Here is a 17,173-nt window from a genome sequence, read left to right on the forward strand (position 1 = left end):
CCAAATCTGTAGGAACGGGGGCATGCAATGGCAGTGACCCCATGGAGACCACCCCAGCACGTCAAGGTCAAGGCACTGGGACTGCACTGGCGCGACGGCAAGCTGCTGGCGGCGGAAGTATTTGACGACCAGGGCCGCCTGGTCGGCGTGCGCCCGCTGGGCGGCGGTGTGGAGTTTGGCGAGCGCTGGCAGGCCGCGCTAGTGCGCGAATTCAAGGAAGAGCTGGGCGTGGACGTGCAGCTCACCGGCGCACCGCTGGTGATGGAGAACATCTACACCCACCATGGCGCAACCGGCCACGAGGTGCTGTTCATTGGCGAAGTGCAGTTCATTGGCGAAGTGCAGTTCAGCACGGACTGTTTTGCCCACCTCACCTGCATTGAGTTCCACGAAGACAACGGCACACCCTGCACCGCGCGCTGGTTTGCGCTGTCAGAGCTGGACCTGCCCGGCGGCCCGGCGCTCTTTCCGGCCGGGCTCAAGCACACCCTGCTCCAGGCTGCCAGTACCTGAGCAGCGGGGCAACTGGGTCACTGGGTAACGGGGTAGCTGGATAACTGGGACAGCCCTATCGCCGGGACATGGCCCGCCAGGGCAGTCCATGCGGACCTTGGCGGGCATTGGCCGGTAGTCACGGACATGGGTGTGCGCCGGCCTGGAGTTGGAAATCGCTGAAGCAGGCCACGGCCAGCGCCAAGACCAGCGCCAGGGTCAGCCCTGGCAGCAGCAGAAGTAAAAGCAGCCCGGTGTCCCACCCCGTGCGCCGCCTCCCATGCTGCGCGACAATGCGCACCAGCATGAAAACCACGCAGATCGTCCCCTTCTTCCAAACCCTGCAAGCGGCCAACCCGCACCCGGAAACCGAGCTGGAATACAGCAGCGACTTCGAGCTGCTGGCCGCCGTGCTGCTGTCCGCCCAGGCCACCGATGTGGGCGTGAACAAGGCCACCCGCAAGCTCTTTCCCGTGGCCAATACCCCGCAGGCCATTCTGGATCTGGGCCTGGAAGGGCTGGAAAGCTATATCAAGACCATCGGCCTGTACCGCAGCAAGGCCAAGCACCTGATGGAGGCCTGCCAGATTCTGGTGGAGCGCTTCGGCGGCCAGGTCCCCCAGACGCGCGAAGAGCTGGAATCCCTGCCCGGCGTGGGCCGCAAGACCGCCAATGTGGTGCTGAACGTGGCCTTCGGCCAGCCCACGATGGCGGTGGACACGCACATCTTCCGCGTCAGCAACCGCACCGGCCTGGCACCGGGCAAGAACCCGCTGGAAGTGGAAAAGCAGCTGCTCAAGCGCGTTCCCGCGGAATTCGCGGTCGACTCCCACCACTGGCTGATCCTGCTGGGCCGCTATGTCTGCCAGGCCCGCACGCCCAAATGCTGGGAATGCCTGGTCACGCCCTACTGCGACTTCAAGCCCAAGACACCCATGCCTGCCGCGAAAAAGCGCAGCAGCTGATCGCCTGCTGCACAAGGGCACAAGGGCACAAGGGTTCCGCAGGACTGCCCAGCTTAGGGCCACCGCCGGCGTGGCTGCCGCAGTGCCGGCCTGCGCTGGATCTGCTTTCGGCCCCAGGCGGGCGTCAAGTGGTCTGTCCAGTCGCAGCCCGTCAGGTGTTCGCCAAGCGCACAGCACCCCATCCAACCTGCTTGAGCATCAGCAAAAAAATTTGCAAAAACGCACTGCGCAGGGACATGGCGCTGCCTGGTGACCACAGAATGTATTTTTCAGTGCAAGGGGCTCAAGAATGAAAATTTCAACGCGATTGATCTTGCTGGTGGGCGCCATGTCCATGCTGCTCCTGGGCGTCGGTCTGCTTGGCCTGCGTGGGATGGGGGCCAGCAATGACGGGCTGAAAACCGTGTACGAAGATCGGACAGTGGCCTTGGGGAAGCTGGGGCAGATCCAGAGTCTGATGATGACCAATGCCTATTTGGTCAGTGCGGCCACGCTGGATGCGAGCCCGGAGGTGGTGAGTCAGCTCACCGCTTCGGTCGAAGCCAATATCGGCACGATCACCAAGGGCTGGGATGAGTACATGACCACCTTCCTCACGGCGGATGAGGCTGGGATTGCCAAGAAGTTTGCCGAAGCCCGTGGCAAGTATGTCAGGGAAGGATTGAGGCCCGCTCTGGCAGCGTTGCGCTCAGCCGATATGCAGGAAAGCCATCGCCTGTCTACCAAGGTGCTGCCGGCCTTGTATGCGCCTGCCAAAGAGCAGGTTGATGCGCTGATCCAGTTGCAGCTTGATGTCGCCAAGTCGGAATACGACGGAGCAGTGGCGCATTACGGTTCGGTGCGCATGTATTCCACCCTGTCCATCGTGCTCGGACTGCTGTTTGCCGCCAGCGTCGGCTATTTCCTCATTACCGGGCTTTTGCGTTCGCTGAAGCAGGCCGAGAACCTTTCTCGCGCGATTGAAGCCGGGGACCTGAGCACGCCGGTGGCAATCACCGGCAAGGACGAGGTGGCGGGCCTGCTGCATACCCTGGTGGCCATGCGTGACAGCCTGATCAAAGTGGTGTCCAGCGTGCGCCAGGGCGCCGATGGCGTTGCCACGGCGAGTTCTGAAATCGCCCAGGGCAACCACGATCTCTCGGCACGCACCGAAAACCAGGCCAGCGCGCTGGAGGAAACCGCAGCGTCCATGGAAGAGCTGGACTCCACGGTCAAGCAAAATGCCGAGTCCGCCCGCCAGGCCAACCAGTTGGCCGGGAATGCCAGCCAGGTCGCGGCGCAGGGTGGCGAGGTGGTGGGGCAAGTGGTTGAAACCATGAAGGGCATCAACGAGTCCAGCCGCAAGATCAGCGACATCATTGGCGTGATCGACAGCATCGCCTTCCAGACCAACATCCTGGCCCTCAACGCCGCAGTGGAAGCCGCACGGGCTGGCGAGCAGGGACGCGGTTTTGCGGTGGTGGCCAGCGAGGTGCGTTCCCTGGCCGGGCGATCGGCCGAAGCAGCCAAAGAGATCAAGACACTGATCGGCGCCAGCGTGGAGCGTGTGGAACAAGGTACCACCCTGGTCGACAAGGCGGGAGAGACGATGACAGAGGTGGTGCAATCCATACGCCGCGTCACCGACATCATGAGTGAAATCAGTGCCGCCAGCACCGAGCAAAGCGCCGGAGTCTCGCAAGTCGGCGAAGCAGTCATGCAAATGGATCAAGTCACCCAGCAGAATGCGGCGCTGGTGGAGCAGATGGCCGCTGCAGCCAACAGCCTCAAATCCCAGTCCCAGGACCTGGTGCAAGTGGTGTCCGTATTCAAGCTGGGCGATGGGGAGAGCCGCACCGCTCAGCGCCAGGCCTTGGGCGCCGCTGCAGTGCCCATGCCCACCCGCACCCCAGCGCCGAAAGCAGCTCCTGCACCACGCCCCACTGGAAAGCCTGCTGCCTTGGCAAAAAAGTCTCCGGCTGCGATCGCCCCCGCCCCCATTGCCAAAGCTGCGCCTGCAGCCACCACGACCCATGACGATGATTGGGAAACCTTTTAACTGCTGACGCCCCCGATCCTGCGTCCTTGCATACAGCGCATGAAGCGCCTAAACCGCATAAAGCAGCAATTGCGCGGGCCTGTGCAGACATGCGGGGATGCGCAGGGATGCACGGATCGGTCTTTCGCAGGTGCTGCAGGGCTATCGGTATCGGCTCGATAGCCCTGGCCTTGCAGTTGGCAGCGTGTTGAGGCTGGCCCCCTCCCCTAGCGGCATGGTGCGGCGCCCCCGCGTGCAGGGCGCGCAGCCGGCGCAGACTCGAACAGCGAGACGGTCCAGTCCATGAACACGCGCACCTGCAGCGGCACATGGGCGCGGGCCGGGTACATCAGCGTGAGCGGCATGGTTCCCCAGTCCACCGTGTCCAGGATCTGGACCAGGGTGCCCGCTTTCAGCTGCTCGCGTATGCCGATCTCCTGCAGCTGCGCCACCCCCAGTCCGTGCAGGGCACAGCTCACATAGCCCTCATGGTCGTTCACCTGCACGGCAGCAGGCAGCCGCAGCGCCACGGCTTCCCCCTCCACAAAATACTGCCACTCCCTGACCCGCTGGTCCCGGCCGTAGAAGTACGTCACCGCCTTGTGGGTCTTGAGCTCTTCCACGGTGCGCGGCGTGCCGTGGCGGGCCAGGTAGGCGGGCGAAGCGCACACCATCCTGGGCACCTTGCTCAGGATGCGGCTCACCATGCTGGTGTTGCCCTGCTGCCCCAGCCGGAGCACGCAGTCCACGCCTTCGGCAATCAGGTCCACCTGCTGGTCGCTCACGCCCAGCACCACGTCGATCTCCGGATACGCCGCCTGGAACTCATGCAGCCGGGGAATGATGGTCGAGCGGGCGATGGAGTTGCTCATGTCCGCACGCACCCGGCCCTTCGGGATCGCGTTGCCGCCGTCAAAGAAGCCTCGGGCATCGCCCACCGCGGTCAGCGTGGCGCGCGCCTGGTCGTAGAAGGCCGTTCCTTCACGGGTCAGCGTGGTCTTGCGGGTGGTTCGGTGCAGCAGCCGGGCGCCCACCTCTTTCTCCAGCTCGGTGACCGCATTGGTCACGCGCGGCCGGTACATCGCCAGCGCCTCGGATGCGCGCGCAAAGCTCTGGTGGTCAGCCACCGCCGTGAAGACACGCAGTTTGTCGATGAAGTCCATGGGCGCGGGTATTGAGGAGGTTGGAGAGGTTGAAGGAGCCGGATTGGCAGATTTGGAGCGATCCATTTTGTTATCCATATTGATAACAAAACGATTCACTATATCGATCTTCTGCAATGGCAGCGGGATCCCTACATTCCTTTCATGCGCCCCACAGCCCCTCTCCGCTGGCCGGGTGCGGCCCAGCACTGGCGCTTTTTTGCGCTTGTGTCGCGCTCTTTTGGGGCCGTCATGTGCCTTCGTGTGCCTTGTGGTCCCTTCTTTCCTGTTCCAGATCCATTGCAGACATGCCTATTTCACCGTCCCGCACCCTGCGCCTGAACATCGCCCAATGGCAGGGCAGCGACCGTCCCGACTACCTGATCGGGGGCCGCGTGTTGGCCGCCCTGGCCCCGGTAGCGTCCGGCCCTGAAGTCACCATCGATGTGCCGCCCTCGGCCGCCGCCGTGCGCCCCGTCGAAGATGGCATCGCGTCCAAGGCCGAGCTGCTGGCCATCGCAGAACGTGCCATGGCCGCCATCCGCCAGCACCAGCCCCAAGCCATCGTCACCCTGGGCGGCGACTGCCTGGTGGACCTGGCCCCCATGGCCTATCTGAACGAACAGTACGGCGACGACCTGGCCATCCTGTGGGTGGATGCACACCCGGACATCATGGGCGCCGCCCCGATGCGCAACGCGCACGCCCATGTACTGGGCATGCTCATGGGCGAAGGCGATCCTGACTTTGGCCGGCTGGTGAAGCGCCCCATCCGCCCCCAGCAGGTGCTGTATGTGGGCTTGACGGAAACCACCCCTCATGAGACGGAATTTCTGGACCAGCGCCAGATGCAGCGGCTGAGCCCGGAACAGATTGCCCAGTCCCCCGATGCCGTGGCGTCCTGGCTGCGCCAGACCGGCGCCACCAAGGTGGCCGTGCACTTTGACCTGGACGTGCTGGATGCCGCCCGGTACAGCTTTCTGCTCTTCAACGACCCCGCAGCTGCGGCCGGCACCTGGGACGGTGTCGCGCAAGGCCGCATGCGGTTGGAGGACATCGCACGCATCCTCCAGCAGGCCAACGAAGTGGCGGAGGTCGTGGGCCTGGCCATTGCCGAATACCTGCCATGGGACGCCATCCAATTGGCCAAGGCCCTGCGTACCCTCCCCCTCTTGAACAGGTAGCCGCACGCCAGCCCGGGTCGGCCAGCGCCAATGGGCTGTAGCCGGTCGCACGGGGTGGCACGTGGAGTCCATCAGCGACCGTCAACCGCCTGCACCCTGCGCCGCCCCGGCAAGCAAGCAAAACCAATTGAAGGCCGCCTGAAGCCGGCCGACAGGCTACCGCACCACGGCCGCCCACCGTCGCAGCCCTGCCCACCCGCTGCCACCAGGCGCCACGCAACGCCCTCGGGGCCGGTGAAGCCCTGCCCCAACTTTGTCCCGCCACTACCCCAACGCAAAGACATCGCCGCGCTGTCCATCGCTCACCCATCCCCTCCTACACCCGTGCACCCGCACGTACCCACCTATGCCATATCCCACTTCACGCCTCACCCAACTTCTCGGCACCCGGTATCCCCTGGTTCAAGCGCCCATGTCCTGGGTCACCAATGCGCGCCTGGTCGCCGCAGTGTCCAATGCCGGGGGCCTGGGCGTCCTCGGCCCGCATGCCGGCCACACCACCACGCCAAGCAGCACGGAAGAGACTGTCGAACGCATGCGCGCGGAAATCCGCAAGACACGCGGCATGACCGACAAGCCCTTCGGTCTGAATGTGATCCTGGCGGGCAGCGAAGCCCCGGATGCGTTCAACACCGCATGGATCATCATGGCCCTTGAAGAAGGGGTGACGCACTTTGTCTCGGTCGGCAACGCCACCGAAAGCGCCTTCCGCCTGATGAAGCAGCAAGGCGCCACACTCATCCACCGCCCATTGACCCCCACAGTGGCCAATATGCGCCAGGCCGAAGCCCTGGGCGCCGATGTGCTAGTGGCCACCGGGCACGACGAAGGCGGCCATATTCCAGCCAGCGCCTGGGGCACCTTCACCATCGTGCCGACCATGGTGGATGCGGTCCGTGTCCCCGTCATGGCCACCGGCGGCATCAACGACCGGCGCGGCGTGCAGGCTGCTTTCGCCCTGGGCGCCGAAGGGGTCTACATCGGCACGCGCTTCATCGTGACCCAGGAGTCCCCGGCGGCCCAGAGCGTCAAGGACAGGATCGTGTCTTCAGGCTATGACGACATGGCCTTTGTCTCTCCCGTGCAGCGTTCCATCCGCACACGCACGGCCGACCACCTGGCTACCTTGCTCCAGGACCGGCACAACGCCCTCGACCTGGACGATGAAATCCGCCAACTCGGCGGCCTCCGGCCCGGCATGCTGCTGGGCCAGATGGACGAAGGCATCATTTCCGTGAACACCGGCATCGACATCATCCAGTCCATTCCCAGCGTTCAGGAGCTGGTGGATAGTTTGCTGGGCGTGGGTTGAACAGGCCTCGCCTGGCGCGGGGTGAGTCCGCTGGAAGTCGATAGGCAACTGCTGTGCCGCATTCCAGCGGACTATGTGATCGACTCGCACCACGGACTTATTCTGTTGGGCTGCTATCTGAGAGGCATGCACCCCAATCTTGGGAATGCTTGGTCGTCCCCTTTTTCGGCTTCAAGCCCCAAACGTCGATGCATGCCGTTGCGGACCGTGATACAGCATAAGTTCATGACTGCTTTCGGCGAGAAGCAGCCAGGCAGTTTTTTTGTTGGCTGCTTTAGGCTGAGAGCAGTCACTCGTTTCCGATAGGCTAGACGCCAGCCGGGGCCAGCATCGGACATTCGCTGCAACTCAGATGGCCACATCCTGGCCGCAATCGTCATGGCTAACAGCCGTTCACCAATGAACCCTTCCGCGTGCGCCATCAGTTGACGGCAGGTATGCCAAGTGCATTGAGCGTAGGCGTTGTCATAGTCCCGGTCTTCCGAAATCCCTTCAGCTCTTGAAAGTGCTTCAGTGCCTCACGCAGGCCGTCATTCATCACCCCATCAACCGGTCCTTCGTAAAGGCCCAGGCTGCGAAGCTTGATCTGAACTCGCATGATCTGCAGCCGCAGTTTCTCTGAGTGAGTCAGCACATCTGACGCGTTAGTCTGCTTTCCAGGTTGCAATGACTGAGACACGCCATTGTTTGCTGAGGTACTGGAACCCGATGCGTTGTTCGAACCCAGAAACTGTCGAGGTGCTCCCGGTGCCGGCACAGGCTCGGGCGCATAGCGGCTCGTGGCAGGAGGAGATGCGGGAGCAGGAGATGGTGCCACGTAGGCGGGAGCAGGACTTGGCGCTACATACGCAGGCGCCCGGTAGCTTGAGCTTCCACTGGATCCCGAGTAATGAGAGCTGTGGCTTGAATGCGATCTGTGACTGGAGTGCGAACGATGTCCTGCAAACAGGTTGTCTGATTCCAAGTTCAATGGACGCAACGGCACGGCGCCGGTTGTGTCGAGCGGCTCCATCTCTGCTCTAGGTGCGGGAGCCGCTGACAGGCTCTTCGTGACCAGTAAAGGCAACCCAGCCACGAAAAGAGAGAGATTTCGAACGAACTTACTCATAAATTGACCTCGATGGTCTCCAATGTTCTTAGGGGGGCAGGTTTCCAGCCCCGCTCATGCCAGGCAAACAGTCCAGAGCAGTTCCCCTTTGCTGCACACCCCTCACATTCAGGTGCAAAGACGTTCTTCCAATCTGAGATGCTCTTCTGTGCCTGAGGCCAAAGAGACTGAGGCAATGCGCACAATGGCGTGTTCATCCAGACATGTGGAATCCGGTAGGTGCGAAGCACTGCGCGGGTTTGCTCTAGTGTTGGGGCCCAAGCGACTAGGTCCACTTCGCATGCGTCTCGATTCGCAAGAGCAAACCCGATTGGCTCGCACCCCATCAATGCCCACTCTCGGATGAATGGGAGGTTTCGGGCGACGAATAGAGCCATCTCCGGTAGTACCTCCAAGACTGGAGAAATCAAAACGGAGCGCAACTGAATCTCTTGTTGGTGCTCCTGGAGCGTGAGCAATCCATCAATGGTTTCATCAAAAGCTCCGGGAGCCTGCACCACAAAGTCATGCATGAAGTTGGCATGGCCGTACAGAGGTACCAACCAACGGACCTTTGTTCTGAGCCCGGATAGGACCTTCTCGACGACTGATGCATCTGCAAACAACCGGCCATTAGTCAGAACTTCCACTGCCGTTTGTGGAAGATGGCAATCTATGGCGTCCAGAATCCTCCGTAGACCTGTGCCTAGCAGCAATGGCTCGCCACCAGTGAGACCAACAGCCCGAGGATGCCAGTTCAAATGCCGGATGGCCTCCAGCGCTTCCTCAACGAGCCACCCGTCGTCTTCTTTGGTCGGCGGTTGGGAGCACATCAAACAATTGCTGTTGCATCGATTTGTGAGAAACAGCGCGTGATGGATGTCAGTTGCACGTAGCAGGACTATCAGCTCTCCCTTGGATGGGCGCGCAACGACGATGTCCCCAATCTCCAGTTGATCGCTTACGGTCCATGCGAGGTTGTCGAGGCCTGCACGCTGCAAGCCCTCGATGGAGCGCCTTTCTTCCGGACTCTGGACTCGTACCAAGAAATAGAGAGACGGCTCCCACTGGGCCGCAAAGCCCTCGAAATCCACCACCCTGCGTACGCGCAGACCGCATCTCTCGTCGAGGTCAGCAGACACTTTACGCATCAGCGCACGCCTCCCGCACTTGCGCCCACTCGTGCATCCGCGAAGACGTATCCTCGTCAGCAGCGCGCAGGGTCGAGAACATGGCATCAAAGAGAGCCATATGCCGCTGGCAGTGCTCAGTTTCCCCTGCAGCGACATTCATTGTTCCATGTTGAGCTTGGGCATCTACGGGATTGGGCGAACAGTACAAACTGTAGGCGCAGTCGCGGCAGTCGTTCATGGATCGAACGTCGCTGGCCTCCACCAATTGCTGCCGCACTGAGGAGTTCAATAGCTGGCCCAAAGATTCACCAATACGCCCCATTCGCAACGATTGATCCTCTGTCTCTGCAAGCATTCGCGCTTCATCGCTGGGATAAACGAACCCATCGTAGTTGTAGACCAGGACGCTAGAGCCAGCACCTGTTGGACTTTGAAGATCCACGTAGCCCGCATCAAAGGTGGAAAGCATCTTGTTCAACAAGATCGATGCGTACACCTCTCTCAGCTCCACCCCGCGCTGGTTCCAATACATGATGCGATCCAGGCCGCGCCGGTAGAAGTTCAGGAAATCCTCGACAGAATAACCAAGCAGGTTTTGATTGCGTTTGGCGAACCCATAGCTGCTGAGCGGTCGCAAGAAGATCTCCCGAAACCCCTGACGGACATATTCATCCACGATTTCCTCGGGGAAAGCCAGAGATGCTTTGGTGGTCGTCATCAAGGCGGCGACAGCATCAGCTCCAATTTTTTCTCGTGCCAATTGGATGCCAGCAAGGGTACGTTCGTAAGCATTTCGGCCTGGGATCGGTCGATTGACGTTATGTAGAGCGCGAGGCCCATCCAAGCTGGTCGACATGTATACGCTGTGTTCCTTGAAAAAAGCACACATCGCGTCGTCAAGCTGATGAAGCGTTGAAGCGACTACAAATCGAATTCGACGATTCGCCGATGCTCCCTCGCGGATACGCAGGATGGCATGTTTGACCAGATCGAAGCGCAGCAACGGATCGCCCCCTTGAAACTCGACGGTGAGCTGATCGGATTTGCTTTCGAGAATGGTGTCGCATGCAGCATTCAGGTTAGAGAGCGACATCGTATGTCCCTCGTCGTCAAGGGACCTGCTTACCTGGCAATACTTACAGGAGTGAGCGCATTGCAGAGTGGGCACGATGATATGAAGCGACGGACCTGCGGTAACGGTCTCCCGTTTCGCTGCAACACGCGAAGCCAGTAAGCGTTGCATGCCCTTTGACATAGTCCCATCGGTAAGCAAAAAACGGGCACGCAAGTCGGCTTGTTTTCGCAGGTCGAGCCTTTGCGGGGATGTGCGAAATTGATCAAATTCCTCGCTATCAAAAAACGCAAAGTCCCCGGCTGCTCCGGTCACGACAATGTGGCCATCCGGAAGTAAACGGTATCTGGACTGCATAGCCCGAGGGGCGTACCTCACCCGATCACCTGCGTAAATCGCCTGCCGGTCGACTGCTGATATTTGACCTTAATCAAGGCGCAACTTGCATTCATGAGCGCTCTGCCCTCCTGTCTTGAATCTCGTTTTTAGAAAGATTGTGCAACAACAATCCCCAAGGAAAATTGATATAAGTGCGGCTTGGTGAAACGCATCTTGCTCTTGCTGTTGCGTCAAGGAGTCGAGCCACGTAAACGCTGACGAGCACTACGTCGTCGCCCTGACAGGCCGTACCAGGTGCACGGTCAGCGGCTTGTTCAAGCGAAAAGCCATAGTGCCGATGTCCCGCATGACAGCGGCAATCTGGCTGGCACTATTCGCTCGTGGGCAGTGTGGAATATGAGAAGGGGCTCCATTCCCCTTTTTCCGGATCGCCGTATGTGTGCCTTCGGTTTAAAGGATGAGGCTACGGGACTCCTGTGTGGAATCAACGATCAGGAAATCCTGGCAGGATCTGTCTCTCCAAAGGCCAGCTCATCACTGCCTGAAAGTCCACACGCCAGATGTCGATCTCAAACGGTTTGCCGTCCTGATCGAGATTGAGCACCACGGAGACGGGGGTGCCATCTGCATCGTAGAAATGACACTCCGCTGGCGATGCGCCTAGCTTGCGAGATATGTTAAATGGTGCGATGGAGAGGCTGCCCATTCCTCCCGACATAGGTCGAACAATAAGTGCGCTGATTTCAAGAGATGCCCCGGCTTGAGTGAACAGGTGTTGGACCAATGGGCGCTCATACTCAAAGAGGTGTCTCATGGCTGTCCAATGTAATGGCACCAGTACCATCCCATACTCACTACTTTGGATTAGAAGCCTACGTTCGCCGAATTTTTCTATCGGCCCAGAGCTCCTTGTTGGCCGCTTTGGACCGCTACACAATCTCAAGAATTCACCCAGGCCGAAGATCCACTGCCCCCCATGGGACGAGAGTACAAAATCAAATTTGCCGTGCCCGGCAACTACGACGCCACCGCACTGCAGCAGAAGTTGCCTAGCCCGATTCACAGCGCGGCCCAGGGCGACAGCTACCAGTACGCCATAGAACCGGACGGCTTCTATTTTGTTGACCACCTGGTGGACCGCACGGTGGCGGCCGTGGCGTTGCGGTGCCTCATCGATGAGGCGCTGGGGCTTACCGATACGGTAGAGCTAACCGAGCCCTAGGCAGGGACCCTGCGCCGCCCACACCACCCCTCGCTACATCGTTGCCCTGCTGGGTCGAACCAAGATGCACGGCCGGGGCGTTAGCCCTTGTTCAGCCCGCCAATCTGCTGCGCTATGCCGTACCGGGCCAGGCACGGCGGTGTGGCCGCCTTAAGGCAGGGCCAGCACCGCGCAGTTGCAGAGGTCCGCGCTCTCAAAAGCGGTCAGCTCACCGGCCTGCAGGCCGGGCACCGGGAACAGGCGCACGGTCAGCGGCTTGTTCAGGCGAAACGCCATGGTGCCGGTGTCGCGCATGACGGCGGCGATCTGGCTGGCGCTGGTATCGCCCGGCACGGGCACGGTATCCAGCCCGATGCCGCAGACGCTGCTGTAGGTCAGCAGTGCGCGAATGTCGAAATGGCCGTTTTGCGTGCCTTGCGCCAGACCGGTGTCTTCCGTCACGGCCAGCATCAGGCCACTGAAGCCGATCTGCGGCATGTGCTGCACGGACTTGAACACGCGAGTCAGCAAGGCCGATGCCTCCACCGTGCCGGAGGCCCCGAAGAACGGCACCCCCAGCAGTTCATAGACCTGCACCATGGAGGCGCAGGATTTGGAGGGCGCGGCCGAGGTGTCCATGCCGATGACGCGCCAGCCGGCATCCAGCGCGGTGGCGTTCACACAGGCGTTGATGCGCTCCACATGGCTGGACAGCGCATCGCCCAGAGCCTGCGCGGCGCGGGCCATCCATGCGGCATGGGGCAGGCTCTGGCGTTCTGGCTGCAGCGTGTGCAGCACATCGACCAGCAGGTCCGGCGTCTCCAGGCCCAGCACCAGGCAGCCATCCAGCTCGCCACGGTGATAGCCCGCAGGGAAATAGGGAATGCCGCTGGCGCAGTTGAAATTGACGGTGAAGTTGAAATTACCCTCGCCGCGTGGCGTGCACGCGGCAATCTCCTGCACGGCTTGCACGCTGCGCTCCAGCAGCTCGCCGCCCAGGTAGCCGGCCTCGTCCAGATCGATGTTGACGCAGGCATTGCACAGGTCGCCATACGCGGCAATCAGCGCGGGCAGCAGCGCGACTTCAGCGGTGGTGCACGCCTCGCCGATCGCAAAACGGATGCGGCGGCTGCCGGTGTTCAGCTGGGCCAGCAGCTCGGTAATGTGGGCCAGCCCGGCCTGCGCGCTGGCGGCGCTGCGGGTGTCCAGGTACTCGCCAAACGGGTTGCTGACAATGCGGATGGACTGCACCGCATAGCCTGCCTGCTCCTCCAGCGCCGTCGCCAGGCAATCACATTGGCGCTTGGCCTGGGCCAGCGCAGCGGGCCAGCTGCCGGGTTCAGGGCCGAGCGTGAGGAAGGCAGTGACAGTGCGAACGCGCACCAAGGGGTGCAGAGCAGAAGTGAGCATGGCGCCAGGGCAATCGAAGACAGCGCAGCATCTTAAGGGCTGCTGGTGCCGCCTCGGTCAAGCGGGCGGCGGTGCCAATCCGGCGCCAGCCGCCTGCAAAGCCGAGGTGCTAGCCCCGTTCCTTCAGCCACAGCCCGAACTCTTTCATCACAGCGACCACGGGTTTCAGACGTTCGCCGTCTTGCGTGAGCGCGTAATCCACCCGAACGGGTGCCGTGGGCCACACCGTGCGTTGCACCAGGCCCGATTCCTCCAGGGCGCGCAGGTCCAGGGTCAGCGAGCGCTGCGAAATGCCGGGCATGTCCCGGCGCAATGCGTTGAACCGCTTGGGCCCATCCACCAGGTAGGAAACGATCAGCAGGCGCCACCGCCCTCCCAGCAGCCGCATGGCATCTTCCACAGAGCAGCCACTGACACTCACTTTCATAGCACAACTTTCCAGGCGATCTTCTAGGTATCGTTTTTTAACCTATCTGCAGTTTTTTTGCCTTCTTCCAGTTTGATACCTGCCGGTGAAAACTCGCGGCAGCGCCGTATGTCACGGCGTACGTCAACGATCGGAAGCCTTCCATGAAGCTGTACTACATCCCTGCAGCCTGCTCTTTGTCCCCCCATATCGTGCTCCACGAACTGGCACTGGACTTCACCCCCATCCAGGTGAACTACAAAACACACAGGACCGCGGATGGGCGCAATTTCCTGGACCTCAACCCTTTGGGATATGCCCCGCTGCTGGAGCTGGACGATGGCAGCCTGCTGCGCGAAGGCCCGGCCATCTTGCAGTACCTGGCAGACCTCCAGCCCGGCGCGCAACTTGCCCCCGCGTACACCACCATGGCACGTTACCGGCTGCAGGAGTGGCTCAATTTCCTGACCTCTGAAATCCACAAGGGCTTCATCCCCCTGCTCTACCCGGTGCAGGCCGGCAGGTATGCCACCGAGTCCGCCACGCCCAAGCTGGCGCAGCGCTACGCCTGGATCGACGCGCAGCTTGCAGGCAAGGACTATCTGATGGGGCACTACACCGTGGCCGACAGCTACCTCTATGCACTCACCCAATGGGGACAGGCCGAATGGCTGGTTCCCACCTACCAGGCCAATATCCGCTTCGATGGTCTCGAACACCTCAAGGCCTGGTACCTGCGCATGCGCGAGCGGCCTGCCGTGAGAAAAGCTCTGGATGCCGAAGGCTTGAAATAACGCTGCACGGCAAGCGCGGCCGCGCGTTCGCTCACTGGTCGCCACGGCCACTGTGGCCATGTCCATGGTGGTGGCGGACACGTCAGCGATGTCTTGCACGGCTTGCACGCTGCGCTCCAGCAGCAGTTCGCCGCCCAGGCGGCCGGCCTCATCCAGATCGATATGGACGCTGGCAGTGCACAGGCTGCCATATGCCGCAATCAGCGCAGGCAGCAGTGCACCTTCGGGCGGGCTGCGGCAGACTCAAGCGGTCAGTCGTCAGCCTTGATGGGGCTGGTCGACCAATCTGAGGTGTCCATCAGCACTCGTTCCTGTCGGCTGGCAATCGCCCCAAAGCGGACATCGGAGGGGGCAGGCAGCGTCACCGAATCCGAACAGAAGCTGGTGCATCCAGTTTGAACCCGGCCACCGCATCCGCCAATTGCGCGGCTTGCTGCTGCAGCGACTGCGCGGCGGCGCTCGCTTCTTCCACCAGCGCGGCGTTCTGCTGCGTGGCCTGGTCCATTTGGGTCACGGCGCCGCCGATCTCGGAAATACCCGTGCTCTGTTCCTGGCTGGCGTTGCTGATCTCGGCCACGATGGTCGTCACCTGGCGCACGCTTTCCACCACTTGGTTCATGGTGACGCCGGCGTCGTGCACCAGTTGGCTGCCGACGTTGACCTGTTCCACAGATGCATCGATCAGGGCCTTGATTTCCTTGGCTGCCGTGGCGCTGCGCTGCGCCAGCGTACGCACCTCGCTGGCCACCACAGCGAAGCCGCGGCCCTGCTCGCCTGCGCGGGCGGCTTCCACGGCTGCGTTCAGGGCCAGGATGTTGGTCTGGAAGGCGATGCCGTCGATCACGCCAATGATGTCGGCGATCTTGCGCGACGAGGTCTCGATGCCGCCCATGGTCTGCACCACCTGGCCCACAACGCTGCCGCCGTGCGTGGCAACGTCGGAGGCACTGCAGGCCAGTTGATTGGCCTGGCGTGCGTTCTCGGCGTTCTGTTGCACGGTGGAGGTGAGCTGTTCCATGGCCGCCGCAGTCTCTTCCAGCGAGCTGGCCTGTTGCTCGGTGCGGGCCGACAGGTCCTGATTGCCGCTGGCAATTTCTGTGGTGGCCACGCGCACGGATTCCGACGACTCCCGGATGCGTACCAGCACGGCCGCGATCTTGTCCACGAAGTGGTTGAAGGCGCGCGCGATCTGCGTGAGTTCGTCATTGCCATGCGTGGAGAGGCGGCGCGTCAGGTCGCCCTCCCCCGAGGCGATGTCTTCCAGCGCATCGCGCACCACGGCCAGACGGCGCAGCGAACGCGCGATGACCGCACCGAGCAGCAGGATGGCTACGGCCAGCGAGACGATCACCGTGACGGCAGACACCTGCAGCAGGGTGCCAAGGGATGCCAGCGCCTGGCCCCGGTGCACGGCGGTCACGAGCTGCCAGTCGGTGCCTGGCACGGCGTGGCTGTACAGCAGATAGTCGGTGCCGTTGATCTGCGTGCGCATGCCGCTCGTGGACTGCTCCAGTGCTTGCATGGCTTGCGGCTGGAGGCTGGGCGAAAGCGTGGACACGGGCTTGAGCGTCAGAGCGGTGTCGGGATGTGTCACGATGGCTCCGGCCTGGTTGGCCAGAAACGCGAAGCTGTCAGGCGTCGGGCGGATGGAGGCCACGGTGCGCACCACGGTGGTCAGCAGCACGTCGGAGCCCACCACGGCGGTGGGATTGCCCTTGGGGCCGATCGGTTCGGCGAAGGTCACACCCACCTCGGGCGGCGAAGTGAACAGATAGGGTGCAGTCACTATCGGCTTGCCCTCCTGCACGGCCTGCTTGTACCAGGGACGCGAGGTCACGTCGTAGGTGTCCGGCATGGGGTTCAGGAAGATCGTTCGCTTGTCCGGAAAGCCCACATAGGCATCTGAAAACCCACCCCCGTCGCGCAGCGCCTGGACCACGCCGCGCGGGTCTGTCTGGTCGATGGCCAGCGTCAGCGTATGGGTCAGCAAGCGTTTGGACTCGACCCAGTCGCCCAGTGCACGCGCCTGGGCGGCAACCAATTGGCGGCTCTGTGCGTCCACGGTCGACTGGACATGGCGCTGCATTGTCAGAAAATTGGCCGCCGCCAAAGCCAGCATGGCCACGGTGACAATTGCGACACTCAGTGCAATGAGGCGTGTCCGAAGCGTGAACTGCATGGAAAATCCTATCGGTTTTCGTAACTAATAACTTCGGCAATATCGCATTCGATTGTGACAGTCACAAAAAAGCAATCTGGTTCATCCCCATTGGCTGACGACATGTGGCGGGCTTGCATCAGTGGTGCTGCCAGCCTGCCGGCTTGGCAGCGTTTTTCACCGGCCATGGGTATTCCGTCATGGATTCGTTGTGCCAATCTGATAAGACGCTACCGTCAGCTGATACATGTAGCAGGTGTGTCAGTTGTGTGAATTCCGAATGAGCAGCACGTTCCTTGTTAAGCCCTGAGGTCTGCGAGCCACACCTGCCATACGCTGCGCGAAACGTTCCGCTGTTCTCAAAGCCGTTTTTCGTACGAAACGAGGTCATACACCACGTTCAGAGGGAGCACATCGGAAGCTTTCACGCCCTGCTCTTCGCGCCAGAGTGGTTTACCGAA

Annotated in this window: 16 protein-coding genes; 7 read left to right on the forward strand and 9 right to left on the reverse strand. The window is 61.6% G+C overall.

Annotated elements, in window-relative coordinates; translation table 11 throughout:
• Positions 1 to 27: 27 nt before the first annotated feature.
• Positions 28 to 513 carry an NUDIX hydrolase gene (locus QM470_RS02480; RefSeq protein WP_283338023.1) on the forward strand — a complete coding sequence of 162 codons (486 nt, stop codon included), beginning with the start codon at positions 28 to 30 and terminating at the stop codon, positions 511 to 513.
• Positions 514 to 631: 118 nt separating this feature from the next.
• Here QM470_RS02480 and QM470_RS02485 read toward each other — a convergent pair whose 3' ends face one another.
• Entirely contained in the window at positions 632 to 799 is a 168-nt protein-coding gene (locus QM470_RS02485; protein ID WP_283338024.1) for a hypothetical protein, read from the reverse strand.
• Here QM470_RS02485 and nth point away from each other — a divergent pair.
• Together nth and QM470_RS02495 are read left to right on the forward strand one after the other, a co-directional pair.
• Positions 798 to 1,457: an endonuclease III gene (nth, locus tag QM470_RS02490; protein WP_066533352.1), complete on the forward strand. Its 660-nt coding sequence runs from the start codon at positions 798 to 800 to the stop codon at positions 1,455 to 1,457. The two genes, QM470_RS02485 and nth, sit on opposite strands and share 2 nt — an antisense overlap.
• 289 nt (positions 1,458 to 1,746) lie before the next feature.
• Positions 1,747 to 3,495 (forward strand): methyl-accepting chemotaxis protein, encoded by a 1,749-nt coding sequence (locus QM470_RS02495; protein ID WP_283338025.1) that lies wholly within the window; start codon positions 1,747 to 1,749, stop codon positions 3,493 to 3,495.
• A gap of 206 nt (positions 3,496 to 3,701) precedes the next feature.
• Here QM470_RS02495 and QM470_RS02500 read toward each other — a convergent pair whose 3' ends face one another.
• On the reverse strand, positions 3,702 to 4,637 hold the full coding sequence (locus tag QM470_RS02500) for a LysR family transcriptional regulator (RefSeq protein ID WP_283338026.1): 936 nt from the start codon (positions 4,635 to 4,637) through the stop codon (positions 3,702 to 3,704).
• Positions 4,638 to 4,924: 287 nt separating this feature from the next.
• Between QM470_RS02500 and QM470_RS02505 the strand changes: the two genes are divergently transcribed.
• Both QM470_RS02505 and QM470_RS02510 read left to right on the forward strand, forming a co-directional pair.
• Positions 4,925 to 5,800, forward strand: coding sequence for an arginase family protein (locus QM470_RS02505; RefSeq protein ID WP_283338027.1), 876 nt, complete (start codon positions 4,925 to 4,927; stop codon positions 5,798 to 5,800).
• A gap of 346 nt (positions 5,801 to 6,146) precedes the next feature.
• Positions 6,147 to 7,112 carry a nitronate monooxygenase gene (locus QM470_RS02510; RefSeq protein ID WP_283338028.1) on the forward strand — a complete coding sequence of 322 codons (966 nt, stop codon included), beginning with the start codon at positions 6,147 to 6,149 and terminating at the stop codon, positions 7,110 to 7,112.
• Between the two features lie 421 nt (positions 7,113 to 7,533).
• Here QM470_RS02510 and hxsA read toward each other — a convergent pair whose 3' ends face one another.
• The 4 genes from hxsA to QM470_RS02530 form a co-directional block, all read right to left on the reverse strand.
• Positions 7,534 to 8,220, reverse strand: coding sequence for a His-Xaa-Ser repeat protein HxsA (gene hxsA / locus QM470_RS02515; RefSeq protein WP_283338029.1), 687 nt, complete (start codon positions 8,218 to 8,220; stop codon positions 7,534 to 7,536).
• Entirely contained in the window at positions 8,217 to 9,350 is a 1,134-nt protein-coding gene (gene hxsC / locus QM470_RS02520) for a His-Xaa-Ser system radical SAM maturase HxsC (RefSeq protein ID WP_283338030.1), read from the reverse strand. Before hxsC ends, hxsA begins: the two co-directional genes overlap by 4 nt.
• On the reverse strand, positions 9,343 to 10,761 hold the full coding sequence (gene hxsB, locus QM470_RS02525; RefSeq protein ID WP_283338031.1) for a His-Xaa-Ser system radical SAM maturase HxsB: 1,419 nt from the start codon (positions 10,759 to 10,761) through the stop codon (positions 9,343 to 9,345). The genes hxsC and hxsB overlap by 8 nt, the downstream gene beginning before the upstream one ends.
• Before the next feature lie 466 nt (positions 10,762 to 11,227).
• Positions 11,228 to 11,557: a DUF6984 family protein gene (locus QM470_RS02530; protein ID WP_283338032.1), complete on the reverse strand. Its 330-nt coding sequence runs from the start codon at positions 11,555 to 11,557 to the stop codon at positions 11,228 to 11,230.
• A gap of 162 nt (positions 11,558 to 11,719) precedes the next feature.
• On the opposite strand from QM470_RS02530, the gene QM470_RS02535 reads away from it, so the two are divergent.
• Positions 11,720 to 11,965 (forward strand): hypothetical protein, encoded by a 246-nt coding sequence (locus tag QM470_RS02535; protein ID WP_283338033.1) that lies wholly within the window; start codon positions 11,720 to 11,722, stop codon positions 11,963 to 11,965.
• A gap of 150 nt (positions 11,966 to 12,115) precedes the next feature.
• Here QM470_RS02535 and QM470_RS02540 read toward each other — a convergent pair whose 3' ends face one another.
• Both QM470_RS02540 and QM470_RS02545 read right to left on the reverse strand, forming a co-directional pair.
• Positions 12,116 to 13,354, reverse strand: coding sequence for a DUF711 family protein (locus QM470_RS02540; RefSeq protein ID WP_283338034.1), 1,239 nt, complete (start codon positions 13,352 to 13,354; stop codon positions 12,116 to 12,118).
• Positions 13,355 to 13,463: 109 nt separating this feature from the next.
• Positions 13,464 to 13,781, reverse strand: coding sequence for a winged helix-turn-helix transcriptional regulator (locus QM470_RS02545; RefSeq protein ID WP_283338035.1), 318 nt, complete (start codon positions 13,779 to 13,781; stop codon positions 13,464 to 13,466).
• A 143-nt stretch (positions 13,782 to 13,924) separates the two neighbouring features.
• On the opposite strand from QM470_RS02545, the gene gstA reads away from it, so the two are divergent.
• Positions 13,925 to 14,554, forward strand: a complete 630-nt coding sequence (gstA, locus tag QM470_RS02550) for a glutathione transferase GstA (protein ID WP_283338036.1) — start codon at positions 13,925 to 13,927, stop codon at positions 14,552 to 14,554.
• A gap of 361 nt (positions 14,555 to 14,915) precedes the next feature.
• Here the strand turns inward: gstA and QM470_RS02555 are convergent, their stop codons facing one another.
• Complete coding sequence (locus QM470_RS02555; RefSeq protein WP_283338037.1) at positions 14,916 to 16,733, reverse strand: methyl-accepting chemotaxis protein; 1,818 nt, start codon at positions 16,731 to 16,733, stop codon at positions 14,916 to 14,918.
• Positions 16,734 to 17,173: the final 440 nt, after the last annotated feature.

Origin of the sequence: Comamonas sp. 17RB (assembly GCF_030056555.1) — a bacterium.
Taxonomy (GTDB): domain Bacteria; phylum Pseudomonadota; class Gammaproteobacteria; order Burkholderiales; family Burkholderiaceae_C; genus Comamonas; species Comamonas terrigena.